The organism is Halomonas sp. MCCC 1A13316 (genome assembly GCF_014931605.1).
Taxonomy (GTDB): domain Bacteria; phylum Pseudomonadota; class Gammaproteobacteria; order Pseudomonadales; family Halomonadaceae; genus Halomonas.
This window is the reverse complement of the sequence record NZ_CP053382.1, coordinates 967,078-989,601: the sequence shown is the minus strand read 5'-3', so window position 1 is coordinate 989,601 and position 22,524 is coordinate 967,078. Positions and strand designations below refer to the sequence as shown.

At 64.6% G+C, this 22,524-nt stretch carries 26 protein-coding genes; 10 read left to right on the top strand and 16 right to left on the bottom strand.

Annotation, left to right across the window (positions count from 1 at the left end):
• Positions 1-11: 11 nt before the first annotated feature.
• The 3 genes from HNO52_RS04705 (at position 12) to HNO52_RS04695 (ending at position 2,201) form a co-directional block, all read left to right on the top strand.
• Positions 12-1,052 carry an aminoglycoside phosphotransferase family protein gene (locus HNO52_RS04705; protein ID WP_197568045.1) on the top strand — a complete coding sequence of 347 codons (1,041 nt, stop codon included), beginning with the start codon at positions 12-14 and terminating at the stop codon, positions 1,050-1,052.
• Positions 1,049-1,720, top strand: coding sequence for an N-acetylmuramate alpha-1-phosphate uridylyltransferase MurU (gene murU / locus HNO52_RS04700; protein WP_197568044.1), 672 nt, complete (start codon positions 1,049-1,051; stop codon positions 1,718-1,720). Before HNO52_RS04705 ends, murU begins: the two co-directional genes overlap by 4 nt.
• Before the next feature lie 61 nt (positions 1,721-1,781).
• Positions 1,782-2,201, top strand: coding sequence for an OsmC family protein (locus HNO52_RS04695; protein WP_197568043.1), 420 nt, complete (start codon positions 1,782-1,784; stop codon positions 2,199-2,201).
• Positions 2,202-2,282: 81 nt separating this feature from the next.
• Here HNO52_RS04695 and HNO52_RS04690 read toward each other — a convergent pair whose 3' ends face one another.
• The 7 genes from HNO52_RS04690 to phaR form a co-directional block, all read right to left on the bottom strand.
• The gene (locus HNO52_RS04690; RefSeq protein WP_197568042.1) at positions 2,283-2,888 is read right to left on the bottom strand and encodes a DNA-3-methyladenine glycosylase family protein; all 606 of its coding nucleotides are present in this window, start codon (positions 2,886-2,888) and stop codon (positions 2,283-2,285) included.
• A gap of 10 nt (positions 2,889-2,898) precedes the next feature.
• On the bottom strand, positions 2,899-3,543 hold the full coding sequence (coq7, locus tag HNO52_RS04685) for a 2-polyprenyl-3-methyl-6-methoxy-1,4-benzoquinone monooxygenase (RefSeq protein WP_197568041.1): 645 nt from the start codon (positions 3,541-3,543) through the stop codon (positions 2,899-2,901).
• 199 nt (positions 3,544-3,742) lie between these two features.
• Complete coding sequence (locus tag HNO52_RS04680) at positions 3,743-4,087, bottom strand: histidine triad nucleotide-binding protein (protein ID WP_197568040.1); 345 nt, start codon at positions 4,085-4,087, stop codon at positions 3,743-3,745.
• Positions 4,088-4,139: 52 nt separating this feature from the next.
• Positions 4,140-5,012 carry a phosphoribulokinase gene (locus HNO52_RS04675; protein ID WP_167111335.1) on the bottom strand — a complete coding sequence of 291 codons (873 nt, stop codon included), beginning with the start codon at positions 5,010-5,012 and terminating at the stop codon, positions 4,140-4,142.
• Positions 5,012-5,452 (bottom strand): acyl-CoA thioesterase, encoded by a 441-nt coding sequence (locus HNO52_RS04670; RefSeq protein ID WP_197568039.1) that lies wholly within the window; start codon positions 5,450-5,452, stop codon positions 5,012-5,014. Before HNO52_RS04670 ends, HNO52_RS04675 begins: the two co-directional genes overlap by 1 nt.
• Before the next feature lie 50 nt (positions 5,453-5,502).
• Positions 5,503-6,798, bottom strand: a complete 1,296-nt coding sequence (gene purD / locus HNO52_RS04665) for a phosphoribosylamine--glycine ligase (RefSeq protein ID WP_197568038.1) — start codon at positions 6,796-6,798, stop codon at positions 5,503-5,505.
• A 162-nt stretch (positions 6,799-6,960) separates the two neighbouring features.
• Positions 6,961-7,437, bottom strand: coding sequence for a polyhydroxyalkanoate synthesis repressor PhaR (gene phaR / locus HNO52_RS04660; protein WP_197568037.1), 477 nt, complete (start codon positions 7,435-7,437; stop codon positions 6,961-6,963).
• A 93-nt stretch (positions 7,438-7,530) separates the two neighbouring features.
• On the opposite strand from phaR, the gene HNO52_RS04655 reads away from it, so the two are divergent.
• Positions 7,531-8,244 (top strand): 16S rRNA (uracil(1498)-N(3))-methyltransferase, encoded by a 714-nt coding sequence (locus tag HNO52_RS04655; protein WP_197568036.1) that lies wholly within the window; start codon positions 7,531-7,533, stop codon positions 8,242-8,244.
• A 16-nt stretch (positions 8,245-8,260) separates the two neighbouring features.
• Here HNO52_RS04655 and rloA3 read toward each other — a convergent pair whose 3' ends face one another.
• Entirely contained in the window at positions 8,261-8,821 is a 561-nt protein-coding gene (gene rloA3, locus HNO52_RS04650) for a retropepsin-like aspartic peptidase RloA3 (RefSeq protein ID WP_197569098.1), read from the bottom strand.
• Between the two features lie 180 nt (positions 8,822-9,001).
• Between rloA3 and HNO52_RS04645 the strand changes: the two genes are divergently transcribed.
• Entirely contained in the window at positions 9,002-9,595 is a 594-nt protein-coding gene (locus HNO52_RS04645; RefSeq protein WP_197568035.1) for a hypothetical protein, read from the top strand.
• 47 nt (positions 9,596-9,642) lie between these two features.
• Here the strand turns inward: HNO52_RS04645 and HNO52_RS04640 are convergent, their stop codons facing one another.
• The 8 genes from HNO52_RS04640 to HNO52_RS04605 form a co-directional block, all read right to left on the bottom strand.
• On the bottom strand, positions 9,643-10,929 hold the full coding sequence (locus HNO52_RS04640) for a lytic murein transglycosylase (protein WP_197568034.1): 1,287 nt from the start codon (positions 10,927-10,929) through the stop codon (positions 9,643-9,645).
• Positions 10,930-11,047: 118 nt separating this feature from the next.
• Positions 11,048-11,452, bottom strand: coding sequence for a monovalent cation/H(+) antiporter subunit G (mnhG, locus tag HNO52_RS04635; protein ID WP_197568033.1), 405 nt, complete (start codon positions 11,450-11,452; stop codon positions 11,048-11,050).
• On the bottom strand, positions 11,445-11,714 hold the full coding sequence (locus tag HNO52_RS04630; RefSeq protein WP_197568032.1) for an MrpF/PhaF family protein: 270 nt from the start codon (positions 11,712-11,714) through the stop codon (positions 11,445-11,447). Before HNO52_RS04630 ends, mnhG begins: the two co-directional genes overlap by 8 nt.
• A 14-nt stretch (positions 11,715-11,728) precedes the next feature.
• The gene (locus tag HNO52_RS04625) at positions 11,729-12,202 is read right to left on the bottom strand and encodes a Na+/H+ antiporter subunit E (RefSeq protein WP_197568031.1); all 474 of its coding nucleotides are present in this window, start codon (positions 12,200-12,202) and stop codon (positions 11,729-11,731) included.
• Entirely contained in the window at positions 12,199-13,716 is a 1,518-nt protein-coding gene (locus HNO52_RS04620; protein WP_197568030.1) for a Na+/H+ antiporter subunit D, read from the bottom strand. The genes HNO52_RS04625 and HNO52_RS04620 overlap by 4 nt, the downstream gene beginning before the upstream one ends.
• Positions 13,713-14,060 (bottom strand): Na+/H+ antiporter subunit C, encoded by a 348-nt coding sequence (locus HNO52_RS04615; RefSeq protein ID WP_197568029.1) that lies wholly within the window; start codon positions 14,058-14,060, stop codon positions 13,713-13,715. The genes HNO52_RS04620 and HNO52_RS04615 overlap by 4 nt, the downstream gene beginning before the upstream one ends.
• A 15-nt stretch (positions 14,061-14,075) precedes the next feature.
• Positions 14,076-14,507: a Na+/H+ antiporter subunit B gene (locus HNO52_RS04610; RefSeq protein WP_197568028.1), complete on the bottom strand. Its 432-nt coding sequence runs from the start codon at positions 14,505-14,507 to the stop codon at positions 14,076-14,078.
• The gene (locus tag HNO52_RS04605) at positions 14,500-16,827 is read right to left on the bottom strand and encodes a putative monovalent cation/H+ antiporter subunit A (protein ID WP_197568027.1); all 2,328 of its coding nucleotides are present in this window, start codon (positions 16,825-16,827) and stop codon (positions 14,500-14,502) included. Before HNO52_RS04605 ends, HNO52_RS04610 begins: the two co-directional genes overlap by 8 nt.
• 259 nt (positions 16,828-17,086) lie before the next feature.
• Between HNO52_RS04605 and HNO52_RS04600 the strand changes: the two genes are divergently transcribed.
• The 5 genes from HNO52_RS04600 to HNO52_RS04580 are packed head-to-tail and all read left to right on the top strand — an operon-like array spanning position 17,087 to position 22,521.
• Positions 17,087-19,918, top strand: coding sequence for a monovalent cation/H+ antiporter subunit A (locus tag HNO52_RS04600; protein ID WP_197568026.1), 2,832 nt, complete (start codon positions 17,087-17,089; stop codon positions 19,916-19,918).
• Positions 19,918-20,259: a Na+/H+ antiporter subunit C gene (locus HNO52_RS04595; protein WP_197568025.1), complete on the top strand. Its 342-nt coding sequence runs from the start codon at positions 19,918-19,920 to the stop codon at positions 20,257-20,259. The genes HNO52_RS04600 and HNO52_RS04595 overlap by 1 nt, the downstream gene beginning before the upstream one ends.
• Positions 20,256-21,764, top strand: coding sequence for a monovalent cation/H+ antiporter subunit D (locus HNO52_RS04590; RefSeq protein WP_197569097.1), 1,509 nt, complete (start codon positions 20,256-20,258; stop codon positions 21,762-21,764). Before HNO52_RS04595 ends, HNO52_RS04590 begins: the two co-directional genes overlap by 4 nt.
• Positions 21,761-22,258: a Na+/H+ antiporter subunit E gene (locus HNO52_RS04585; protein ID WP_197568024.1), complete on the top strand. Its 498-nt coding sequence runs from the start codon at positions 21,761-21,763 to the stop codon at positions 22,256-22,258. The genes HNO52_RS04590 and HNO52_RS04585 overlap by 4 nt, the downstream gene beginning before the upstream one ends.
• Positions 22,252-22,521, top strand: a complete 270-nt coding sequence (locus HNO52_RS04580) for a K+/H+ antiporter subunit F (protein WP_111413250.1) — start codon at positions 22,252-22,254, stop codon at positions 22,519-22,521. Before HNO52_RS04585 ends, HNO52_RS04580 begins: the two co-directional genes overlap by 7 nt.
• The last annotated feature ends 3 nt before the right edge of the window (positions 22,522-22,524 follow it).

Sequence of the window (22,524 nt, the reverse complement as noted above, 5' to 3'; positions counted from 1 at the left end):
AAGGAGCCAGCATGACTTCGGTCGAAAACTCGACGCGATTGGAAGCCCTGCGCCACTGGGCGGCAGCACAGCATCGCCTGCCCGCGGCAGCGCTCGATCTGCGCCTGGCCGCGGGCGATGCCAGTTTTCGCCGGTACTTTCGCCTGCGCCTGCCCGACGGCCGTTCGCGCATGCTGATGGACGCTCCGCCCGCCCATGAAGATAGTCGTCCATTCGTCGAGATCGCCCGTCGCTGGCGAGCCGGCGGCCTGCCGCTGCCAGCCCTCCATGCGGTGGATCTCGGGTCGGGCTTCATCGAACTCGACGACCTGGGCGATACGCCGCTGCAGAGCCGGTTCTCCGGCAACGACCATACCGACACCCTGGTTTGGCACGACCACGCCATCGAGCTGATCCACGCGCTGCAGAATCGCGCCGCTCCGGCTGTTCTGCCCGCTTACGATGCGACACTGCTCGGCCGCGAGCTGGATCTCTTCCCCGAATGGTGCCTGGAGCGCTGGCTCGGCTTGGCTCTCCCTCCCGGCTGGTCAGAACTGCGCCAGGCATTGATCGACTCCGCCCTGGCCCAGCCGGTGGTCGCGGTGCACCGCGACTTCGATGCCATGAACTTGATGGTGCAGGACGAACGGCTTTATCTGATCGATTTCCAGGACGCCGTGGCCGGACCCATCAGCTACGACCTGATCTCGCTGCTGCGTGGACGCTACTGCCGCTTCTCCGCCGAGCGCTTCGCCGGTTGGGTGGAAGACTTCCGGCTTCAGGCGATCAGTGACGGCCGCCTGCCCAGAACCACCGGCAGCGAAACCTTTCACCGCCAGGCCCAGGCCATGGCCGCACAGCGCGCGCTAAAGGTGCTCGGCATCTTCTGCCGGCTGACCCTGCGCGACGCCCGCTCGGGCTATCTCGAACGCTTGCCGCATTTTCTCGCCCATCTCGAGGAGAGCCTCATTGCTCTGCCCGAACATGCCGGCTTCAATAGCTGGCTTGCCGACTCTTTGCGTCCCGCACTCGAGCGGCGCCTGGCCGAAGCGGGCCTGCAGGTGGCGACATGAAGGCCATGATACTGGCGGCCGGCCTGGGCAAGCGCATGCGGCCGTTGACCGATCACTGCCCCAAGCCGCTGCTGCCGGTCGCGGGCAGGCCGCTGATCGTGCACCATCTGGAGCGCCTCGCGGCGGCCGGCATTGGCGAAGTGGTAATCAACGTCAGCTACCGCGCCGAACAGATCGTTGCAGCCCTGGGTGACGGCAATGAGCATGGCGTATCGATTACCTGGAGCCGCGAGACGACCCCACTGGAGACCGGCGGTGGCATCCGCCAGGCGCTGCCGCTACTGGGCAATGCCCCCTTCCTGCTGGTGAATGGAGACGTCTGGAGCGATTTCGATCCTGCCAGCCTGCCCTCGCTGGGCGGCGACCTGGCCCACCTGGTACTGGTCGACAACCCCGCGCACCACCCCACGGGGGATTTTCACCTCGACGCCGCCGGGCGTGTACACCCTCTGGGTGAGCCGCGGTTGACCTACGCCGGGCTCGGCCTGATCGATCCGGCCCTGGTCGCCGACCAAGCGCCGGGCGAGTTCCCCCTGGCCCCACTACTGCGCGAGGCGATGCACGCCGGACGAATCGGCGGCACCCATCACCGCGGCCGCTGGGTCGACGTCGGCACGCCGGAGCGCCTGGCCGAACTGGACCGCGAGCTGAGCGGGCGTCAGGGCTGAGTCAGACTCCGCAGGGTGGTAAGCTGTCCGACCCGAACGTATCGATAAGGAAGCCTAGCTCATGAAAGCCAGCGTCAAGTGGACCGATGGCCGTCAGTTCGTCGCCGAGTCGGGAAGCGGCCACAGCGTGGTCATTGATGGCCCTCCCGACCATGGCGGGCGCAATACCGGGCCCCGCCCGATGGAGATGCTGCTCATGGGCATGGGCGCCTGCACTTCCTTCGACGTGCTGGAGATTCTCGAGAAATCCCGCGCCGGCGTGACCGATTGCGTGGCGAGCATCGAGGCCGAGCGCGCCGACGCGGTGCCGTCCGTGTTCACCCGGATTCACGTTCACTTCACCGTCAGCGGGCACAATCTCAAGGAGAACCAGGTCAAGCGCGCCGTGGAACTTTCCGCCGAGAAGTACTGCAGCGCTTCGATCATGCTAGCCAAGGGCGGCGTAGAGGTCACCCATTCCTACAGCATCGTCGACGACTGACTCGCAGTATCGCCTGGAAATAATGAGGCCCGCTCAGGCGGGCCTTTTGCATCTGTGGGTTCTTCTGCGGCAAGGAAGCGCCTAGATGGGAGGCGCATCGACGTGGCGCCAGAGGTATAGCGCCAGGTGTGAGCGGTAGGGAGTAAAGCGTGCTGCGGTGCGCAGCGTCTTGCGCCGCGGACTGGTAAGGCGCGCGAGGGTCTTGCGCGCAGCCACGTCTCCCTCGGGCCAGACGTCGGGCTCGCCGAAATAGAAGATCGAGATCATGTCGGCAGTCCATTGGCCCACGCCCCATAGCGCGGTCAGGTACCGCGAACGCTCGACATGGTCGAGCCCACGCAGGTCTTCGGCCTCTAGCCGGCCGGCACGGGCTTCTTCGGCGATCAGGCATAGCGCCCTGGTCTTGGCTCCCGAGAGGCCGCAGCCGCGCAGCACATCCTGGTTCGGTTCGACGAAAAACTCCATCAGCGGGGCGTCACCAGCGGCATCGCGTACCCGCGCCCAGATCGAGCGCACCGCCTTGATCGATAGTTGTTGCCCCGCTATCGAACGGCACAGGCGCTCGGCCAACGGCTGGCCGTCGTCGATGCTCAGCGTCAGCGGGCCACCGCACTCGATGGCATCGGCGAGCGGCGGGCTCAGCTCGCGAGCGACTTCGATGCAGCGCCGATGAATCTCTTGTGACATGGCGCCCCGCTCAGAACCGATAGACGCTCTTGGTCATGACCTTGGACATCAGGCTCATGCCGAACTTGACCGGTGCTGGAAAGCGCGCCCCACCGGCCTCCAGCGCGAGATGCGCATGGTGCGCCTCGTCGATGGCCATCTGGCGCAACACGGCTCGGGAGCGGTGGTCGCCCGCGGGAAGCTTGACCATGTGCTCATCAAGATGCTTGCCCACCTGCTCCTCCGTGGCGGCGACGAATCCCAGGCTGACCCGATCGCCGATGGCGCCTGCCACAGCGCCCAGGCCGAAGGAGGCGGCATAGAATACGGGGTTGAGCACGCTGGTGCGGCTGTCGAGCTCCTGCAGACGCTCGTCGCACCAGGCCAGGTGGTCGATCTCCTCCTGAGCGGAGTGCTCCATCTGGCTGCGCACTTCCGGTAGCTTGGCCGTGCAGCCCTGCCCCTGGTAGAGCGCCTGAGCACACACCTCGCCGGTATGGTTGACGCGCATCAGTCCCGCAGCATGGCGACGCTCGTCGGCCGTCATCTCGTCGTCCTGGATGTCGGCCGTGGCCGGCGAGGGCCGCGACGCCACTGCTGCATGTGGAATCAGCGTGCGCAGTACGGTATCGAACTGGTGGATCAAATTGTCGGCATGGGAGTAGTTGCGGTTCATCTCGCTCTTTCCTGTGCGAAGCCTTCTCTACGCAGCCTCAGCTGTACGCGGCAGAACGAAAATTATCTCTCGAACACGCGCCAGACGAAGGCTGCAGGCAAGCATGCCGGCGCCACCCGCAATGGGGTGGCGCCAAGTATGGGATGCACCTGATGCGTCGCACGCCTCGACGCGCGCGGCTTGCTCCGCATAGCGCCGGCTAGCCAGCCGGCCAAGTAAAGCGTCGACCGCCCATCAGGTGCATATGAATATGATAGACCGTCTGTCCTCCCTGGTCATTGCAGTTCATCACCACGCGATAGCCCTCGTCGGCGATGCCGCGCTCATCGGCCAGCCGGGCCGCGACATACGGCAGGCGGCCGACCAGGACCTGGTCGCTCTCCTCGATGTCGTTCAGGGTGGCGATGTGCTGCTTGGGTATGATCAGGATGTGGGTCGGGGCCTGGGGGTTGATGTCGTTGAACGCCAGCACCTCTTCGTCCTCATAGACGATGTCGGCCGGGATCTCGCGCTTGACGATCTTGCAGAACAGGCAGTCTTGCATCGGTTCGGGCTCCTTTCTCGTCGCCATGCTCGGTATTCGCTGCCGCTCAGCGTCAGCGAAAGCGCCGCTGGGCCAGCAGATGACGCACCAACGGCGCCAGGATCAGCTCGATGGCCAGCGACATGCGCGCCCCCGGCACAACCAAGGTATGCGGACGGCTCATGAAGGAGTCTTGAATCATCGCCAGCAGCCAGGGAAAGTCCACCGTCGAGGGGTCGCGAAAGCGGATCACCACGAACGACTCGGCATCGTTGGGGATATCCTGCACCTCGAAGGGGTTCGACGTGTCCACCGTGGGCACGCGCTGGAAGTTGATGTGGGTGCGCGAAAACTGCGGCTGGATGTAGCGCACGTAGTCGTCCATGCGTCCCAGGATGGTGTCGATCACCGCTTCCTGTGAGTAGCCCCGCATCTTGATGTCGCGGTCGATCTTCTGGATCCACTCGAGGTTCATGGTCGGCGCGACGCCGACCAGCAGGTCGACATGCCGGGCGATGTCGTGCTCCGCCGTCACCAGCCCGCCATGCAGGCCCTCGTAGAACAGCAGATCGGTGCCGCAAGGCAGCGGCTGCCATTCGGTGAAGGTACCCACCTGGTAGCCCGCCTCGATCATCTGCTTGTCTTCGGCATGGATGTAGTGCCGGAAGGTGCCGGTGCCGTGCTCGCCGTACTCATGGAACAGCGCCTCGAGGCGATCGAGCAGGTTGGCCTCGACGGCGAAGTGGGACAACTGGTCCTTGCGCTCGGGCTCCTCGCGAAAGATGCGGGCCAGCTCCTCACGGGTATAGCGATGGAAGGCATCGCCGTCGACGAACGCCGCATGCACGTCCTCACGGGAGAACATGCGCTCGAAGGTACGCTTCACCGTGGTGGTACCGGCGCCTGACGAGCCGGTCACGGCAATGATCGGATATTCGCGCGACATCAGGCGCTCTCCGCTCCGGCAATGGCCTGGCTAACGGCATCGGGTATGGCAACGCTGCGCCCTTGGGCGGGATCCACCAGTACCACGTTGAGACGCGCGGTGGCCACGGGACGGCCGCCTTCGGCGTGGCGCACCCGGTGATAGACGACGATCGCCTTGCCCACCGGAGCTGGAATGGCGGTTTCCACCACCAGCGCATCCGGCCAGCGAGCTTCAGACTGGTACTGCACGGCCAGGTCGGCCACCACACTGGGAAACCCGCCCATGTCCCACTCACTGAGCCCGAGCGATCCGAACGCATGTATGCGCGCCTCATGGAGCAGCGATACCAAGGTGTCGTGCCCCAGGTGGCGGCCGTAGTTCATGTCGGTGATGCGCACCGACAACGGCTGCCGATGCACGATGACGGACTCCGGAAATTCCAGCTTGATGCGCTCCATGCCCACTCCCTGACTCTTGTTATTTGATTGATGCGACGGTATTGCCGCGATCAGTCGGCCTGCCGCTCCCGGGCGATGGCGCGATAGGCGATATCGCTGCGGAACTGGGCACCGTCCCAACGGATCGCCGCCACACCCTGGTAGGCCAGATCGCGTGCCTGGGCTACGCCCTGCCCCAGCGCGGTGACGCACAACACACGGCCTCCACTGGTTACTACCCGGCCCTGATCGTCCTCTGCGGTGCCGGCATGGAACACCTTGCAGCCGGTGGCAGCGGCGGCAGCGAGGCCTTCGATCGCGTCGCCCTTACGGTAGCTACCCGGATAGCCGCCAGCGGCCATCACCACGCCGACGGCAGCATGTGGGTCCCACTCACAAGTATGGCCTGCCAGTTCTCCGCGTGCGCCCGCCAGGCACAGCTCAGCCAGATCCGATTGGAGGCGCAGCATGATCGGCTGGGTTTCGGGATCGCCGAAGCGGCAATTGTATTCGATGACCTTGGGATTGCCCTCGGCGTCGATCATCAGGCCGGCGTAGAGGAAGCCGCTATAGGCATGCCCCTCCGCCGCCATGCCGTGCACCGTGGGCATGATGACCCGCTCCATGATGCGCTCATGCACGCTCTCGGTCACCACCGGTGCCGGTGAGTAAGCCCCCATACCGCCGGTGTTGGGACCGGCGTCACCGTCCAGGGCGCGCTTGTGGTCCTGGCTGGTGGCCATCGGCAGCACCGTGGTGCCATCGACCATGACGATGAAACTCGCCTCCTCGCCATCGAGAAACTCCTCGATCACCACACGGGCCCCGGCGTCACCGAAGGCGTTGGCTTCGAGCATGTCGCGCACCGCTGCCTCGGCCTCGGCCAGGGTCATGGCCACGATCACCCCTTTGCCTGCCGCCAGTCCGTCGGCCTTGATCACGATCGGCGCACCCTGCTCGGCAAGGTACGCCAGCGCCGGCTCGACCTCGGTAAAGGTGCGGTAGGCCGCAGTGGGAATGGCATGGCGGGCCAGAAAGTCCTTGGTGAAGGACTTCGAACCCTCGAGCTGTGCCGCGCCCCGGGTCGGCCCAAAAATGGCCAGGCCCGCCTCACGGAAACGATCGACCACGCCTTCGACCAGCGGTGCCTCAGGGCCGACGATGGTCAGCGCAACGCCTTCGTCGCGGGCAAAAGCCACCAGGCGTTCCAACTCGGTCGCCTCGATGGCAACGTTGGTCAAGCCCGGCTCATGGGCCGTGCCGGCGTTACCGGGCGCCACGAAAACCTGCTCGACGCGGGACGACTGGCCGACTTTCCATGCCAAGGCGTGTTCGCGGCCACCGCCGCCGATGATCAGAACCTTCATCCGCTTGCTTATCCTGTCTATTGCTGCGCAGGCCCGGTTGACGATGGGCCTGATGTTCGGCTGGGAAAACGTCGCGGCATTATGGCAGAAAGCGGCCCGGCACGCCCCCGCCCAGAGCGACTATGCCTTGCCTGGCCAGGGTCAGCGACGTCCGCTGCATCGTCACTTGTCGTCGTTTTCGCCTTTCTCTTCCTTCGACTCCGGCTTGCCGGGCTGCCCCTTGCCGATCGCCTGCTGCCAGAAGCGCATGTTCTCCTCGGCCATCTCGCGCATCAGTTCCATGGGCGAGTGGCGCATGGCCTGCTGCCACTGGTCCTGCATGCGCTTCTGCTGTTCGAGCATCAGTTGGGTGCCCTGCTCGAGATAGCGTGCCAACGGTAGCGGTTGAGCCATGTCGTAGACGCGGATGAACTGTGCCAACAGGTCGTTGGAGAACACCTCGGCCTCGCCATCGGCCTGCTCCTGCTCAATGATGATCGACAGCAGGATGGTACGGGTCAGGTCCTCCCCGCTCTTGGCATCCTCGACCCGAAATGGTTCTTCGTCGAGAATCAAGCGGCGCAGATCCTCTAGCGTCACATAGCGACTCTGTTGGGTATCATAGAGCCTGCGGTTGGCATACTTGCGAATCACGCGCACGATGGCACTCCTTGTTGGAAAGGCAAACTGCCCTTGGCTGCTATTGTGCACCGCGCCACCGCCCTTGCAAATCGAAGCGACCAACGAGGCCCGATGAACCTGATCCTGCTAAGCCCCGAGGAGATCCAGCACGACCGCCTGGCATGCCTGCGCGACCCACGCCGCCTGCGTCACCTGAAGGAGGTTCATCGTGCCCGGGTCGGCGACAGCCTGACACTGGGCGTGGCGGGCGGCGGCATCGGTCGCGGCGAGCTCACGCTGCTGAGCGACGACGAGGCCCGCTTTTCCTTCGACGGGCTCGACATGCCCCCCCCTCCGCCGTTGCCGGTGCATCTGGTACTGGCCCTGCCGCGCCCGCGCATGCTGGCCAGAAGCCTCGAACACGTGACGGCAATGGGCGTGAAGCAGATCACACTGCTGCACACCCGTCGGGTGGAAAAAAGCTATTGGCAGTCACCGGAACTTGACCCGGCAAAGATTCGCGAACACTTGGTACTGGGGCTCGAACAGGCCCGCGACACGCAACTGCCCGAGGTACACCTGGCCAAGGGCTTTCGCCCCTTCGCCGATGAGCGCCTGCCAACGCTGCTCGAAGGCCGGCGAGGCCTCATGGCCCACCCCGGCATGACCCAGGCCTGCCCGACGGGCCTCAGTGAGCCGACCGTGCTGCTCGTCGGGCCGGAGGGTGGCTTCATTCCCCACGAGGTGGAGAGGCTGCTCGCAGCCGGCTGCGAGGGCATCCACCTGGGCGCTCGCATCCTGCGCGTGGAAACGGCGGTCGTCGCCCTGCTGGCGCGCCTGTTCTAGGGCGGTCTGCCAGGCGCTAGTCGGACGAGGCCTCATCGCCAAAAGCCTCTTCTTCGTCGGGATCGTGCTCCACCAAGGGGGCGTTCTCGCCGCACTCCGGCTCGCTCAGGAAGGTGCTGCGCACGTCCAACAGCCCCAGGTGGCCGATGGTGCGGCGTCCAAGCAGTAGGGGGTAGTTCATGTCACCACGGTCTCGCAGGCTGAACTGCTCCTCGTAGATGGTATCGCCCAGGCAAACTTTCATCAGCACCACGGGGCGACGGTCGACGCCGCCTGCACCGCGCAGCCTGAGACTGCGATAAAGCGGCAGCTCCAGCCATTCACTGAAGGTCTCGCCATTCGCTTCATCCTCCAGCTTGAGGCGAAAGCGCACCCACTCTTCGTCCTCCTTGTCGAAGCGTTCGATGTCGCGCGCATCGAGCGAGGACGTCAGTGCACCGCTGTCCAGCTTTGCCTTCACCTCGACGCCCCAGGGCTCGAGAGTGCTCTTCTCGACCCAACCGAACACCGCCCGCTCATCCTCAGCCGTTGCCGACATCGGCATCGCCAGCAGGAACAACGCTCCAGCCGAGGCCATCCAGCGCAGCGGGATATGACAAGACTGCCGGTAAATAGCCGACCATTTCATGGGCATGGACCAATCTCCTTCCTTCGCCAACGTTTAGTGGACCCTGTTCCGTCATGCCGGTTCCGGCCCCGACATATGCGTTACGTCTACTACACTGTCCGTGTCACCAAGGATAAGGAGGGCAAAACGATGACACAGCTACGCCTCACAAGGACGACCGTTGCCGTCTCGGCCGGCCTGTTCATCGCCGGTCTCGCCATCGGCGTGCAGGCTCAGTACGACCCGCAGGGTCTCTACTCCGCCCGTGCCATCTTCGACGCCGAGGTGCATTTCGAAGCCGCCCCGGCCAGCCAGCCCAGCGAAGTCGTCGACCTGCTCCTTGGCGACGACCAGAGAGTCCATGCCATCATCGTCGATACTCACGACTCAGTGGGCCAGGACGGCGACACGATCGTCTTTACCAACCAGCACTATCGGCTGGTCAATTACGAGGAAGAGGGCGAGACCCGGCACGACATCATCGTCGAGACCGATGCCGAGTCGCTCAAGGCCCTGCCGCGTTACGATCAGGACTGGTTGAACAGCGCACGCCAGCGCGCTCGTGAGGCCTGGCATACCGCGGGCGAAGGCACCGAAAGTGCCTGGCACCAGACCCAGAAAGGCCTCGAACGCATCGGCGAGGGTGCCGAAACCGCCTGGGAACGCGCCCAGGAAGGGGCCGAGCGGGCCGGACGCCGCATCAGCGAGACCCTCGACGACTGGACCAGCGAGAACGGCAACTGATCGACCTCCGCAATTGACTGCCGGGCTCGATGCGAGCCCGGTCACCTTCAAGGACGCTGCAGGCGCTGCAGCAGGTCCAGGGTGGCAAAACCATCCGGCGTGACGCCGATGCTGCGCTGATAATCGCGCAGCCCAGCGCGAGTGTTGGGTCCCATGACGCCGTCCGGCGTGCCCACTTCGAAGCCGCGCTCATTCAATGCTTGCTGCATCTCGCCCACTTGACTACGACTCAGCGGCTGAACCTCCCGCGGCCAGTCGGCCTGGATACCCTCGCGCCCAGCGATCCTGTTGGCCAAGGTGCCCACCGCCAGGGCATAACTGGTGGCGTTGTTATAGCGCAGGATGGCGCGATAGTTGGGTCCGACCAGGAAAGCCGGCCCACGCGCGCCGGCCGGAGCGATCACCGACGCCTGCTCGAAACCGGGCAGGCTACCGACAGAGATACCCTGCACGCCCTGCTCCGCCCACTCGCGGCTCGATCGACGCGTGCTCAGCTCGGTCTGGGAATAGTCGAAGCCTTGTGGCAGGCGGACCTCCACGCCCCAGGGCTGGCCGAATTGCCAGCCGGCCCGTGCCAGGTAGTTGGCGGTGGAGGCCATCACATCAGGAATGCTGCCCCAGATGTCGCGACGCCCGTCGCCGTCGCCATCCACGGCGTAGGACTCGAAGCTGGAGGGGATGAACTGGGTATGCCCCATGGCGCCCGCCCAGGAGCCGATCATGCGCTCCGGCGAGATATCGCCCGCCTCGAGGATACGCAGGGCGGCCAGCAGTTCGCCGCGGGCAAAGTCGCGCCTGCGCCCATCGAACGCCAGGGTTGCCAGCGCCTCGAGCGTGGAGAAGTCGCCGAAGTTGCCGCCGTAGTTGCTCTCGATACCCCATATCGCTACCACGACTTCGGATGGAACCTCGTAGCGCTGCTCCATACGCTGTGCCGTCTCACGATGTTCGGCGAGCTTGGCCTGCCCTTGGCTGATGCGAGCCTGGGAGACGGCACTGTCCAGGTATTGCCAGATGGGACGCACGAATTCCGGTTGCGAACGGTCGAGCTCGATGACACGTGGTCGATAGCGTACGCCATCCAGTGCACGCGCCAGGGTCGCTTCGCTGACTCCCTCATTGCGTGCCTGGCGGCGAAAATCGCTTAGCCAGACCCGAAAATCTTCGGGCGAAGCCCCCTCGGCCTCGCTGGGAGCGGGATCCGGTGCGTCATCCTCATTCGATGCAATGGCATCCGGCTGGCGCTCGTCGGCTGCCACCTCCTGTACGGGGCCGGACTGGCAGCCGGCCAGCAGCAGAAGGAGGAAGACGGCAGGAAAAAGTGGGTGAATCATGACAACAGTAATCCTTTACTTTGATGGCCATCGATCATCGCGCAGAAGCGGCTGACAGGCCAGTCTTGCAACCTGGGATCGATGTACCGCGCAAGCGGTTGCGCGACCGTTGCGAACGTTAATCGGGGTCGTTCTCGCGGGGTTTATGCACGGCATTGGCCTCCGTTTCAAGGCCGCTCTTGAGCTCATGGGTGAGCGGGTCATAGTTGGGGCGCAGTTCATCCTTGATCGTACCATGCCACAGCTTGGCACCGACGAAATAGCCGGCGCGGCCGATCACGTGAGCGGCCACCGGTGCTGTCAGCATGATGAAGAGAATCACCCCCAGCGCTCGCGCCACCACCGCCACTTCGCCGAAGTGCAGCGCCACTGCCAGCATGATCAGCGAGGTCCCCAAGGTGACCGCCTTGGTGGTGGCATGCATGCGCGTCAGTAGATCGGGTAGACGCACCAGACCGAGTGCGGCCAGGAACATGAAGATGGCGCCGACCAGGATCAGACCGCCCTTGAGCATCTCAATCATCGCGTGGCCCTCCGCGTTCCAGGAAGCGCGCAAATCCGATGGCCGCCATGAACGCCATCAGCGCCATGACGATGGCCACATCCAGCAGACTGGGCACGTCGGTGGCGATTGCCACCACTCCGATGATGCCGACGATCATCGAGGAGAAGAGTTCCAGCGCCACCACCCGATCCGGCAGGCTGGGGCCAATGTATAGGCGCACGAAGGCCAGGCACAGCGCCAAGGTCATGAGTACCAGACTCGACAGGATCACGATCGACACGGTCGCCTCCTCAGCTAGTGGAACAGTTCCAGCGCGCGGCGCTCAAGCTCCGCCAGGTTGCGGCGCAGTTCGGCCTCGTCATCGAGGAACATGGCGTGGATATAGAGCACTCGTCGGTCGTCGGAGACGTCCAGGCTCAGGGTGCCCGGCGTCAGCGAAATCAGGTTGGCCACCAGGGCGATTTCGAACTCGCTACGCGCCTTGAGCGGCATGGCAATCACACCGGGCCTCATGTACCAGGGCGGCGTGACGACATCGAAGGCGACCTTGAGGTTGGCCAGCAGCAACTCCTTGAAGAAGAAGCCCACGAAGCGAATCAGACGCGGGAGACGCTGGGCATAGCCGGCCAGCGCCGGCACTTGAGGTTGGATCAGCGCCAGCACCAGATAGCCGAAGGTCAGGCCGGCGAGCAGGTTGCCGCCACTGAAGTCGCCGGTCAGCACGACCCAGGCGACGCCCAGCAGCAGGTTCCAGGCGGCCCCGATCATGGCGAGCGCTCCTCGAGCGGGCCGAGTACCGCCTCGATATATCGCTCGGGCGCGAGCAGTTCACCCGCCGATGCCTCTGCCAAGTCATAGAGAGGCCCAGCGTTCAGGCCGATGAACAACGTACACAGCGCCAGGCCCACCGCTGGCAGCGACATCAGCCACAGCTCACGCTGCCCGACCGCCGGATGGGTGCGGGATTCGTTTCCGTCAGGCGCCGTCTTCCAGAACACTTCCGACCAGATCTTGACCATCGAGTAGAGCGTGAGCAGCCCCACCAGCAGAGCGATGGCGGTCACGCCGTAGGCTTCGGCCTCGATGCCGGCACGGATCACGATGAACTTGGCGAAGAAACCCGACAGCGGCGGCATGCCGGCCAGCGATAGCGCCGGCACCAGGAAGAGCACGGCCAGCCAAGGGTGACTGCGGTAGAGCCCGCCCAGGCGCTTGAGCCGGTAGCTGCCCTGAAGCCGATGCACGATGCCGCTGACCAGGAAGAGATTCGTCTTCACCAGAATGTGATGCACGATGTAAAAAACCCCGCCGATGATGGCCAGTGGGGTGAACAGCGCCAGGCCCAGGATCATGTAGCCGATCTGGCTGACGATGTGGAACGACAGTATGCGCCGGAACTCGTACTGGGCCGCCGCTCCCAGCACCCCCGAAAGCATGGTGAGCCCTGCGCCCCAAAGCAGGATCTCATGGGTATAGCCCGGGTTGTGATGGAAGATCAGCGTGAATACCCGATACAGCGCGTAGACGCCGACCTTGGTCAGCAGGCCGGCGAACAGCGCCGACACCGCCACCGGCGGCGTGTGGTAGGAGGCCGGCAGCCAGAAGAACAACGGGAAGGCCGCCGCCTTGATGCCGAAGGCAACCATGAACATCATCGCCAGCACATCGGCCATGCCGTTGTCTTCCAGGCTCGCCAGACGACGCGCGATATCGGCCATGTTGAGTGTGCCGACCATGCCGTAGAGCAGCCCCACGGCCACCAGGAAGATCACCGACGACAGCAGATTGAGAGTGACGTACTTGATCGCTCCCTCCATCTGCGTCTTCTCGCTGCCGAGTATCAGCAGTGCGAAGGAAGCAACCAGCATCACCTCGAACCAGACGTAGAGATTGAAGATGTCACCGGTGAGAAAGGCCCCGGCGACCCCAGCCAGCAACAGATGCATCAGCGGAAAGTAGCCGTAGGCCTCGTGGCCACGACCGGTAGTGGCCAGGGAGTAAAGCGCCACTGCGAAGCCGATGATACCGGTGAGAACCACCATGATGGCGCCAAGCAGATCGGCCACCAGGCTGATGCCGAAAGGGGCCGGCCAGTTACCCACCTGCAGCACCAGTATCCCCTCCCTGCTGACCGACGCCAGCAGCCAGATACTGGACGCCAGCAGCAATGCGGTACCAGACACCGCGACTATCCGCTGCATCAGGCGTGAGCGCCAGAACAGCAGCGACACGGCTCCGGCAAGCAGCGGGATCAGGATAGGCAGCGCAATCTGCGGGTTCACGTATCGGTATCCCTCATCCGGTCGAGGTCGTCGGCACGCACGATCTCCCAGGCGCGGCGTACCAGCACCACGGCGAACGACAGCACGCCGAAAGCGATGACGATGGCGGTGAGCACCAGCGCCTGCGGCAGCGGGTCGGCCACGACGCCCTCCGGCGCGATCATCCCCTGCGGCACCAGCGGCGGCGCACCGCGGGTCAGTCCTGCGGAGACGAAGATCAGCAGGTTGGCGGCATTGGAAAGCAACATCAGGCCGATCACCAGCTTGACGATGGAACGGCGCAGCATCATGTAGATGGCTGCGGCGAACAGAATGCCGATGGCAACGGCTAGCAGGGGTTCCATGGAGCCTCCTTGATGTCAGGCATCGTCTTCCCTGTCGGTGTCCACCAGGGCGGTGATGGCAGTCAGTACGGAACCGAGCACCACGAGATAGACACCGATATCGAATAGCAGCGGAGTCGAAGCCTTGAAGTCGATCACCGGAATCGTCCACCACTGAGCGGTGAAGAACGGCTCGCCCTGCCACCAGGCCGGTAGGGTCGAGAGCACGCCCAGCGTCAGTCCGGCGCCGATCAGGTCGCGGGGCGAGACCTTGAGCATGGCATGCATGGCCCGCCCGCCGTAGGCGAAGAGATAAAGCGTAAAGGCACCCGACGCCACCAGCCCGGCGATGAAGCCGCCGCCCGGTTCGTCATGTCCGCGCAATAGCAGGAACAGCGAGAACAGCAGCTGCAGCGGCAGCAGAAGGCGCGCCGCCACGCTGAGGATCAGGGTGCCCGATCTAACCATCGTCACTCTCCCGCGGCGGGATGGGTTCGGTGCCACCCGATTTGGCATGGAAGCGCAGCATGGCCAGCACACCGACGGCCGCCAACGCCAGTACGAACATCTCGCCCAAGGTGTCCAGGGCACGGAAATCCACCAGAATGACATTGACGATATTGTGGCCGTGGCCCTGTGGCTGGCTGTTGGTGATCAGGTAGTCGGAGATGCGAGGCAAGCGCTCGCCGGCCAGCACCGAGAGCATCAGCAGCGTCACCATGATGCCGCTCAGCCCGGCCACGACCAGGTCGCGTGCGCGTTCGGTGGGCGTGGACAGGGTGGCGAAACGCGGCAGCCGGAACAGCACCAGCACCAGCAGGACCACCGTCAGGGTTTCCACCAGCAGTTGGGTGATGGCCAGATCCGGCGCGCTGAACAGGACGAAGACCAAGGCGATTGAGAAGCCCATGATGCCAACCGCGGCGACGGCAGCCAGGCGCGAGCGCATCACGCAGGCGGCCACCGCCCCGGCGACCATCAACCCGGCAACCATGGCCTCGTGCAGGTAAAGGTCCAGAGGTGCCTCGAGGCTCGGCACGTGGCGGAAGAACAGTGCATGGCCGACCAGTCCCAGTAGCGTCAGCAGCGTCACGATCAGGTAGTTACGAATATGTCCGTTCTGCAGCATCCGGGTCTGCCATTCGGCGACCATCACCAGTCCGGCCATCAAGGCCTCGTAGCCGGCTTCGGGGCCGCGCGCCATGAGCGGCCTGAGCCGGGCCAGGTGAGCCCGCAGGCGATCCCAGCGACGCCATACCGCCAACCCCAGCAGCAGGCTAGCCAGCGACATCATGAGCGGCAGATTGATGCCGTGCCAAAGTGCCAGGTGCACGTCATGGTCGACTGCGCCGATCTCGCCCACTGTCACCGCCACCAGGCCGTCGAGCCATCCCGGCGCCAGGCCGAATATCAGAGACAGCGCGGCTAGCAAGGCCGGCCCCACAAGCATGCCGAGTGGCGCCTCGCGGGGTGAGCGTGGCGTTCGACGCAAAGGCCCGAAGAACGGCCGCAGGGCAACGATGGCCGCCACCGCCAGGGTGAGGACGGAAGCCACGAACGTCAGCACGACAATCAAGATTCGATACTGCTCGGCAGCCAACGCCGACTCGAGAAGCAGTTCTTTGCCGACGAAACCCAGCAGCGGCGGCATGCCGGCCAGCGACAGCGCGGCAACCGCGGCAATCGCAGCGGTGCGGGGCATCGCATGGCGCAACCCGCCCATGTGGGTGACATCCTTGGTGCCGGTCTCGTGATCGAGAATGCCTGCCACCAGGAACAGCGCGCCCTTGTAGAGGGAATGCGCCAGCAGAAAGGCCACGAACGCGACCAGCGCCCCGGGGGTGCCAAGCCCCAGCAGCAAGGTCAGGGTACCCAGCGCCATGACCGTGGAATAAGCCAGCAATTTCTTGACGTTGGTGTGATGGATCGCCAGGAAAGCGCCGGTGACCATGGTCATCGCCCCCACCAGCGACAGGCTGAGTGTCCAGGCATCGGTACCACCGAGGGCCGGATGCAGACGGGCTAGCAGATAGATCCCTGCCTTCACCATGGTCGCCGAATGCAGGTAGGCCGAGACCGGTGTCGGTGCGGCCATGGCATTGGGCAGCCAGAAATGGAACGGGAACTGAGCCGACTTGGTAAAGGCGCCGATCAGCAGGCAAACAAGCAATGGCAGGTAAAGAGCGTGGGCGCGCAGCGCCTCGCCCCGTGTCGTCAGTTCGGCCAGCGACCAGCTGCCCCCCGCCATGGCCAGCATGACGAAACCGGCGAGCAGCGCCAGCCCGCCGCCAGCGGTGACATACAGGCCCTGTTGCGCGGCCTTGCGCGCCGACAGGTCACTATGATTGAAGCCGATTAGCAGGAAGGAGGTGATACTGGTGAGTTCCCAGAACACGAACAGTGTCACCAGATTGTCGGCCAGCACCAGGCCGAGCATCGACATCATGAAGGCGACGAGCACGACAAGGAAACGTGGCAGGTCGCGATGGCCGCGCAGGTAGTCGCCGGTATACACCAGCACCAGGCTACCGATCACCGTGATCAGCATGGCGAACAGCCAGGACAGACCATCGATCAGGAAACTCAGCGTGACGTCGAGCCCCGGCACCCAGGCCCACTCGAGCAGCAGCACTTCGCCCGCCGTCACCGTCGGCCACTGCCCGAGCAGCCAGGCGGCCAGGGAAGCCGGCAGCAAGGCCATTACCAGCGGCGTTCGATCACCGAACCAGCGGTGCAGTAGCGGTGCCATTCCCGCCACCACGAAGCCACCCAGTACGGCCAGCTGCATACGGCGTCCTCCCAGGCATTGGGTGGGCGCCACGCCAAGGCATCGCTCCCACCGGTTCGTCGCAATCCACTTTATAGAGACAAGGTATTGAATGGCAAGGAGGCACAAACGTGCCCGCTTTGCGTTGCCATGGTGGGAAGCGGCATTATAGGACCGTTCTGACCCAAGGACGGGAAACAAGCGCTTGATGCTTGCGTCCTCCTGTCCTGTAGGCAAACTATGCCCTCTTCCTCACGGACCCGCGCAGGATGAGCTAACGATGACATTGTTGTGGATACCCCTGCTACCGCTGCTGGGCATGCTGGTGCCCATGTTCAGCGCGCACCGAGGCCGACGCTTCTGCACGCTGGCCACCGCCGCGCCACCGACCCTCGCCCTGCTACTGGCCCTGGCTCAGTGGCCGGCGCTGGCGGCGGACGAAGCGTTGCGCTTCTCACTAGAGTGGCTGCCTGCCCTCGGCCTCGAGCTGGCCTTTCGGCTGGACGGCCTGTCGTTGCTGTTCAATCTGTTGATTCTCGGTATCGGCCTGCTGATTCTGCTCTATGCGCATTTTTATCTTTCACCCGAGGAGCCCTTCGGCCGCTTCTATGCCTATCTGATCCTGTTCATGGCCTCCATGGTCGGCATCGTCATGGCGGACAATCTGATCCTGCTGTGGCTCTACTGGGAGCTCACCAGCATCTCCTCCTTCCTGCTGATCGGCTTTTGGTCCCACCAGAGCGAGGCGCGCAAGGGCGCACGCATGGCCCTGACCGTGACCGGCGCGGGTGGCCTCGCCCTGCTGGCCGGCCTGCTGATGTTGGGCGATATGGTGGGCAGCTACTCCATGGACCAGGTGCTGGCGAGCGGCGACATCATCGTTGCCGACCCCCACTACCCGTTGATGCTAGCACTGGTGCTGCTGGGCGCCTTCACCAAGTCGGCCCAGTTCCCTTTCCAGTTCTGGCTGCCACACGCCATGGCGGCGCCGACGCCGGTCTCGGCCTACCTACACTCCGCCACCATGGTCAAGGCAGGCATCTTCCTGATGGCGCGACTGCACCCGGCCATTGCCGACAGCGCACTGTGGTCGGTAACGGTCTCGCTGGTGGGTGCCGCCACGCTGCTGTACGGCGCCTGGTTCGCGCTGCTCAAGACCGACCTGAAAGGCATACTGGCCTTCTCCACCGTCAGCCACTTGGGACTTATCACCATGCTGCTGGGGATCGGCAGCCCAATGGCCGTGCTAGCCGCGCTCTTTCATATTCTCAACCACGCCACCTTCAAGGCGGCGCTGTTCATGAGCGCGGGCATCGTCGACCACGAGACCGGCACCCGCGAACTCGGCCGTCTGGGCGGGCTGCGCCGCGCCATGCCGGTGACCGCCCTACTGACCACCCTCGCCGCAGCCGCCATGGCCGGCGTACCGCTGCTCAACGGCTTCCTCTCCAAGGAGATGTTCTTCACCGAGACCCTGGCCACCCCGGTATTGGGCGGGTTGAGCTGGCTGCTGCCGGCGCTGGCCACGCTCGGCGGCATTCTCTCGGTCGCCTACTCCCTGCGCCTGGTTCATGCGGTCTTCTTCAAGCCCGCCCAGGAACCGCCGCCGAAGGCGGCCCACGAGCCGCCGCGCCTGATGCGTGCCCCCGTGGAACTGCTAGTAGCGATCTGCGTGGCGGTAGGACTCGTGCCGGTGCTGGCCGAGGGGCTGCTCGCCCCGGCCGTCCGGGCCGCGCTGGGCGAGCCGCTCGAGTTTCACCTGGCGATCTGGCACGGCATCAACCTGCCGCTGATCATGAGCCTGATCGCGCTGGTCGCAGGGGCCGCTGCCTACTGGCGTCACGCGGATCTGCGGCGCTTCGCCCGCAGCTTTCGTCCAGTCGACGCCCGGCTCGTCTTCGAGTCGGCCGTTCAGCGCCTGGGCAATACCGCCGAAGCCGGACTTGCCTGGTTCGACGGTGCTTCGCTGCAGCGCTACATGTCCTGGCTGTTACTCGCCACCTTGGTTGCTGGCGCGCTGGGGCTCGTGGAGATGACCGGCCTTACCGGTGAGAAGGGTAACCAGCCCCTGGATGGCATCCTGTTGCTGGGTGCCGGCCTGCTGCTGTTCGGTGGCCTCGGCACCGCGATCACGCACCGCTATCGCCTGATTTCGCTGCTGCTGCTGTCGGTCGTTGGGCTGGTGGTGTCACTGACCTTCGCTCGCTTCTCCGCCCCCGACCTGGCGTTGACCCAGCTCTCGGTGGAAGTAGTGACCATGATCCTGCTGATGCTGGCGCTGTTCTTCCTGCCGCAGAAGACACCCCCGGAGTCTTCGAATCGCCGCAGCCTGCGCGACATCGTCCTGTCCGGCGCCCTCGGCCTGGTGGTGGCCAGCCTCAACTACGCCGTACTGACCCGCGACAACGCGCCGATCTCCGGTTTCTTCCTGGACAACAGCGTACCCGGCGGCGGCGGCCATAACGTGGTCAATGTCATCCTGGTGGACTTCCGCGGCTTCGATACCCTGGGTGAGATCACCGTGCTGGCGCTGGCGGGCCTGGCCATCTTCAAGCTGCTTAATCGCCTGCGCCTGTTCATGCCGCATAGTGACGGCGAAGGACGCGTGTGGTCGCCAGATCGCTACCCGGCGATCCTCACCTCCATCTCCATGGCGCTGCTGCCACTGGCCCTGTTGGTGTCCGCCTTCATCTTCCTGCGCGGGCACAACCTGCCTGGCGGCGGCTTCATCGCAGGCCTGATCACCGCCGTGGCGCTGATCCTGCTTTACATGGCGCGAGGCGTGGAGTGGGCGCAGCAACGGCTCGATTTTCCCTATCAGCCGGTGGCCGTTGCCGGGGTCGGCATCGCTACGCTGACCGGTCTTGGCAGTTGGCTGTTCGGCTATCCGTTCCTCACGTCGGCCTTTGGCTACTTCAGCCTACCACTGGTGGGCAAGTTCGAGCTGGCCACGGCCATGCTGTTCGACCTCGGTGTCTATCTCGCCGTAGTGGGCGCCACGCTGATGATCCTGGCCAACTTGGGCAAGGTCACCACGCCCCATCGTCCAGCCAAGGAGCCCGTAGAGAGCTTCACCGATACTACGACGCGCCCCAGCAAGGAGAACACCTGATGGAAAGCCTCTACGCCATCACCACCGGCGTATTGACCGCCTGCGGGCTCTATTTGACCCTGCGTGGGCGCACCTTCCCGGTCGTCGTCGGCCTGACCCTGCTCTCCTACGCCGTCAATCTTTTCCTATTCTCCATGGGCGGGCTCACTACCGACGGGGCGGCCATCGTCAATGGTGACGGTGAGTACGCCGATCCGTTGCCGCAGGCACTGGTGCTCACCGCCATCGTCATCGGCTTCGCCATGACCGCCTTCGTGGTGATCCTGGCGATGCGAGCACGCAGCGAGGCCGGTAACGACCACGTCGACGGCCGTTCGCACGACGACGAGGAGCGCAGCTGATGACGCACCTCATCGTTCTGCCCATCGTGCTACCCTTGGTGGCCGGGATCCTGCTGCTGTACCGCCGCCTGGGCGGCACACACCTGAAGCGCCTGGTCGGTGTTGGCAGCACTGCCTTGCTGGTCGCGGTCGGCATCGCCCTGGTCAGCCAGGCGGCAAGCGGCGAGGTGACCTACTATGCCCTCGGTGACTGGCAGCCGCCCTTCGGCATCGTGCTGGTCCTCGATCGCCTGTCGGCCTTGATGATACTGCTCACTGCCGTGCTGGCATTGGGCGCCGTGGTCTTCGCCTGCGACGGAGAGGACGAGCGCGGCAGCAACTTTCACGGCCTGTTCCAGTGGCAACTGATGGGGATCAACGGAGCCTTTCTGACCGGCGACCTGTTCAACCTCTTCGTCTTCTTCGAGGTATTGCTGCTGGCCTCCTATGCCTTGCTGCTGCACGGTGGCGGCAAAGCGCGTATTCAAGCCGGGGTGCACTATGTGGTGCTCAACCTGGCCGGCTCCGCGCTGTTTCTGATCGCCGTGGGCGTGCTCTACGGGGCCACCGGCACCCTGAACATGGCCGACATGGCGGCGCGCCTTGCCGAGCTACCCACCGAGCGGGCGGGGCTGGTTACCGCTGGCGGTCTGATGCTGCTGGTGGTATTCGGGCTCAAGGCCGCCATGCTGCCGCTCTATTTCTGGCTGCCGCGCACTTATGCCGCGGCACCCGCGCCGGTGGCGGCACTGTTCGCCATCATGACCAAGGTCGGCATCTACGCCATATTGCGTGTCTATTCGCTGATCTTCGGCGACCCCGCGGGCCCTCTCGCCAACCTGGAGCAGGCCTGGGTCTGGTGGCTGTCGCTGGCCACCCTGGTCGCAGCCAGCGTCGGTGTGCTGGCGGCACGCGACTTGCGCCTGCTGGTGGCCTACCTGGTGCTGGTCTCGGTGGGCACCCTGCTCGCCGGCATCGGCATGGGCTCGGCGCGAGCGGTCTCCGCCCTGCTCTACTACCTTATCCATACCACTCTGATCACCGGCGGGCTGTTTCTGCTGGCCGAACTCATCGGCCAGCAGCGCGGCAAGGCCGGCACTCGCCTGGTACGGGGCCGCCCGCTACAGCATGGTGGCTGGCTCGCCGGACTATTCTTCCTCGGCGCCGTCTCGGTGGCCGGCCTGCCGCCACTTTCCGGTGCCATCGGCAAGGCACTGCTACTTGTCGCTGCCGAGGGTAGCCAGCGACTCTGGCTGTGGCCGATCCTGCTGCTCACCGGGCTCTGCTCGCTGATCGCACTGTCGCGTGCCGGCTCCACACTGTTCTGGCGCAGCCAGGGTGAGTCTTCCGGTGATTCGCTAACCTGGCGCAAGTGGTTCGGCGTGGCCTGGCTCTTGGCCGCCTCACCGCTGCTGGTGATGCTGGCCGGTCCGGTCAGCGACTATACCAACGCCACCGCCGACCAGTTGGCCGATCCTCAGCTCATGATCGATGCGCTGCTGCCCAGCGCCGGAGATGCCCGATGATCAAACCTCGCTCCTGGCTACCGACACCGCTGCTGTCGATCCTGCTGCTCGTGGTCTGGCTATTGCTGGTGCGCAGCATGGCTTTCGGACAGTTCCTGCTGGGCGCCTTCCTGGCGGTGACGATTCCGCTAGCAACCCACCGTTTCTGGGATGCCCAGCCACTTATCGCCAAGCCCTGGCTGCTGCTGCGTTTCGTACTGCGTGTGCTGGGCGACATCCTGATCGCCAATATCGAAGTGGCCTGGCTGATCATCAATCCGCGCCGCCGCCTACACCCGCACTTCGTGGAATACCCGCTGATGCTGAAGGAGCGTTTCACCATCACGCTGCTGGCCAACACCATCAGCCTGACGCCGGGGACGGTCTCGGCCAACCTGCGCCTGGATGGCAAGACGCTGCTGATCCATGCCTTGAACGCGAAGGACGAGGCAGCGCTGATCGCGCACATCCGCGAGCGCTACGAGCAGCCGTTGAAGGAGATCTACGAATGCTAGACATAGCGCTGACGATCAGCCTGACGCTGGTGGTCCTCGCCCTGCTGCTGAACGTCTACCGGCTGGCCGTGGGGCCGGACATGCCCGACCGCATCCTGGCGCTGGACACCATGTACATCAACTCCATTGCGCTGATCGTGCTGATGGGGCTGTGGCTCAACACCAAGACCTACTTCGAGTCGGCCCTGTTGATCGCCATGCTCGGCTTCATCAGCACCGTGGCGGTATGCAAGTACCTGCTGCGCGGCGACATCATCGAATAGGAG

Bases quoted from the DNA above. Each gene is read 5' to 3' on its own strand.
- HNO52_RS04705 (WP_197568045.1), top strand. From the start codon at position 12: ATGACTTCGGTCGAAAACTCGACGCGATTGGAAGCCCTGCGCCACTGG.
- HNO52_RS04675 (WP_167111335.1), bottom strand. From the start codon at position 5,012: ATGTCGCGCGAATATCCGATCATTGCCGTGACCGGCTCGTCAGGCGCC.
- HNO52_RS04580 (WP_111413250.1), top strand. From the start codon at position 22,252: ATGCTAGACATAGCGCTGACGATCAGCCTGACGCTGGTGGTCCTCGCC.
- rloA3 (WP_197569098.1), bottom strand. From the start codon at position 8,821: ATGGCCTCGGCTGGAGCGTTGTTCCTGCTGGCGATGCCGATGTCGGCA.
- HNO52_RS04655 (WP_197568036.1), top strand. From the start codon at position 7,531: ATGAACCTGATCCTGCTAAGCCCCGAGGAGATCCAGCACGACCGCCTG.
- HNO52_RS04610 (WP_197568028.1), bottom strand. From the start codon at position 14,507: ATGGTTAGATCGGGCACCCTGATCCTCAGCGTGGCGGCGCGCCTTCTG.
- HNO52_RS04585 (WP_197568024.1), top strand. From the start codon at position 21,761: ATGATCAAACCTCGCTCCTGGCTACCGACACCGCTGCTGTCGATCCTG.
- HNO52_RS04680 (WP_197568040.1), bottom strand. From the start codon at position 4,087: ATGCAAGACTGCCTGTTCTGCAAGATCGTCAAGCGCGAGATCCCGGCC.
- HNO52_RS04625 (WP_197568031.1), bottom strand. From the start codon at position 12,202: ATGATCGGGGCCGCCTGGAACCTGCTGCTGGGCGTCGCCTGGGTCGTG.
- HNO52_RS04640 (WP_197568034.1), bottom strand. From the start codon at position 10,929: ATGATTCACCCACTTTTTCCTGCCGTCTTCCTCCTTCTGCTGCTGGCC.
- HNO52_RS04605 (WP_197568027.1), bottom strand. From the start codon at position 16,827: ATGCAGCTGGCCGTACTGGGTGGCTTCGTGGTGGCGGGAATGGCACCG.
- coq7 (WP_197568041.1), bottom strand. From the start codon at position 3,543: ATGAACCGCAACTACTCCCATGCCGACAATTTGATCCACCAGTTCGAT.
- HNO52_RS04690 (WP_197568042.1), bottom strand. From the start codon at position 2,888: ATGTCACAAGAGATTCATCGGCGCTGCATCGAAGTCGCTCGCGAGCTG.
- HNO52_RS04615 (WP_197568029.1), bottom strand. From the start codon at position 14,060: ATGGAACCCCTGCTAGCCGTTGCCATCGGCATTCTGTTCGCCGCAGCC.
- HNO52_RS04695 (WP_197568043.1), top strand. From the start codon at position 1,782: ATGAAAGCCAGCGTCAAGTGGACCGATGGCCGTCAGTTCGTCGCCGAG.
- HNO52_RS04595 (WP_197568025.1), top strand. From the start codon at position 19,918: ATGGAAAGCCTCTACGCCATCACCACCGGCGTATTGACCGCCTGCGGG.
- HNO52_RS04600 (WP_197568026.1), top strand. From the start codon at position 17,087: ATGACATTGTTGTGGATACCCCTGCTACCGCTGCTGGGCATGCTGGTG.
- HNO52_RS04645 (WP_197568035.1), top strand. From the start codon at position 9,002: ATGACACAGCTACGCCTCACAAGGACGACCGTTGCCGTCTCGGCCGGC.
- mnhG (WP_197568033.1), bottom strand. From the start codon at position 11,452: ATGATTGAGATGCTCAAGGGCGGTCTGATCCTGGTCGGCGCCATCTTC.
- murU (WP_197568044.1), top strand. From the start codon at position 1,049: ATGAAGGCCATGATACTGGCGGCCGGCCTGGGCAAGCGCATGCGGCCG.
- purD (WP_197568038.1), bottom strand. From the start codon at position 6,798: ATGAAGGTTCTGATCATCGGCGGCGGTGGCCGCGAACACGCCTTGGCA.
- HNO52_RS04670 (WP_197568039.1), bottom strand. From the start codon at position 5,452: ATGGAGCGCATCAAGCTGGAATTTCCGGAGTCCGTCATCGTGCATCGG.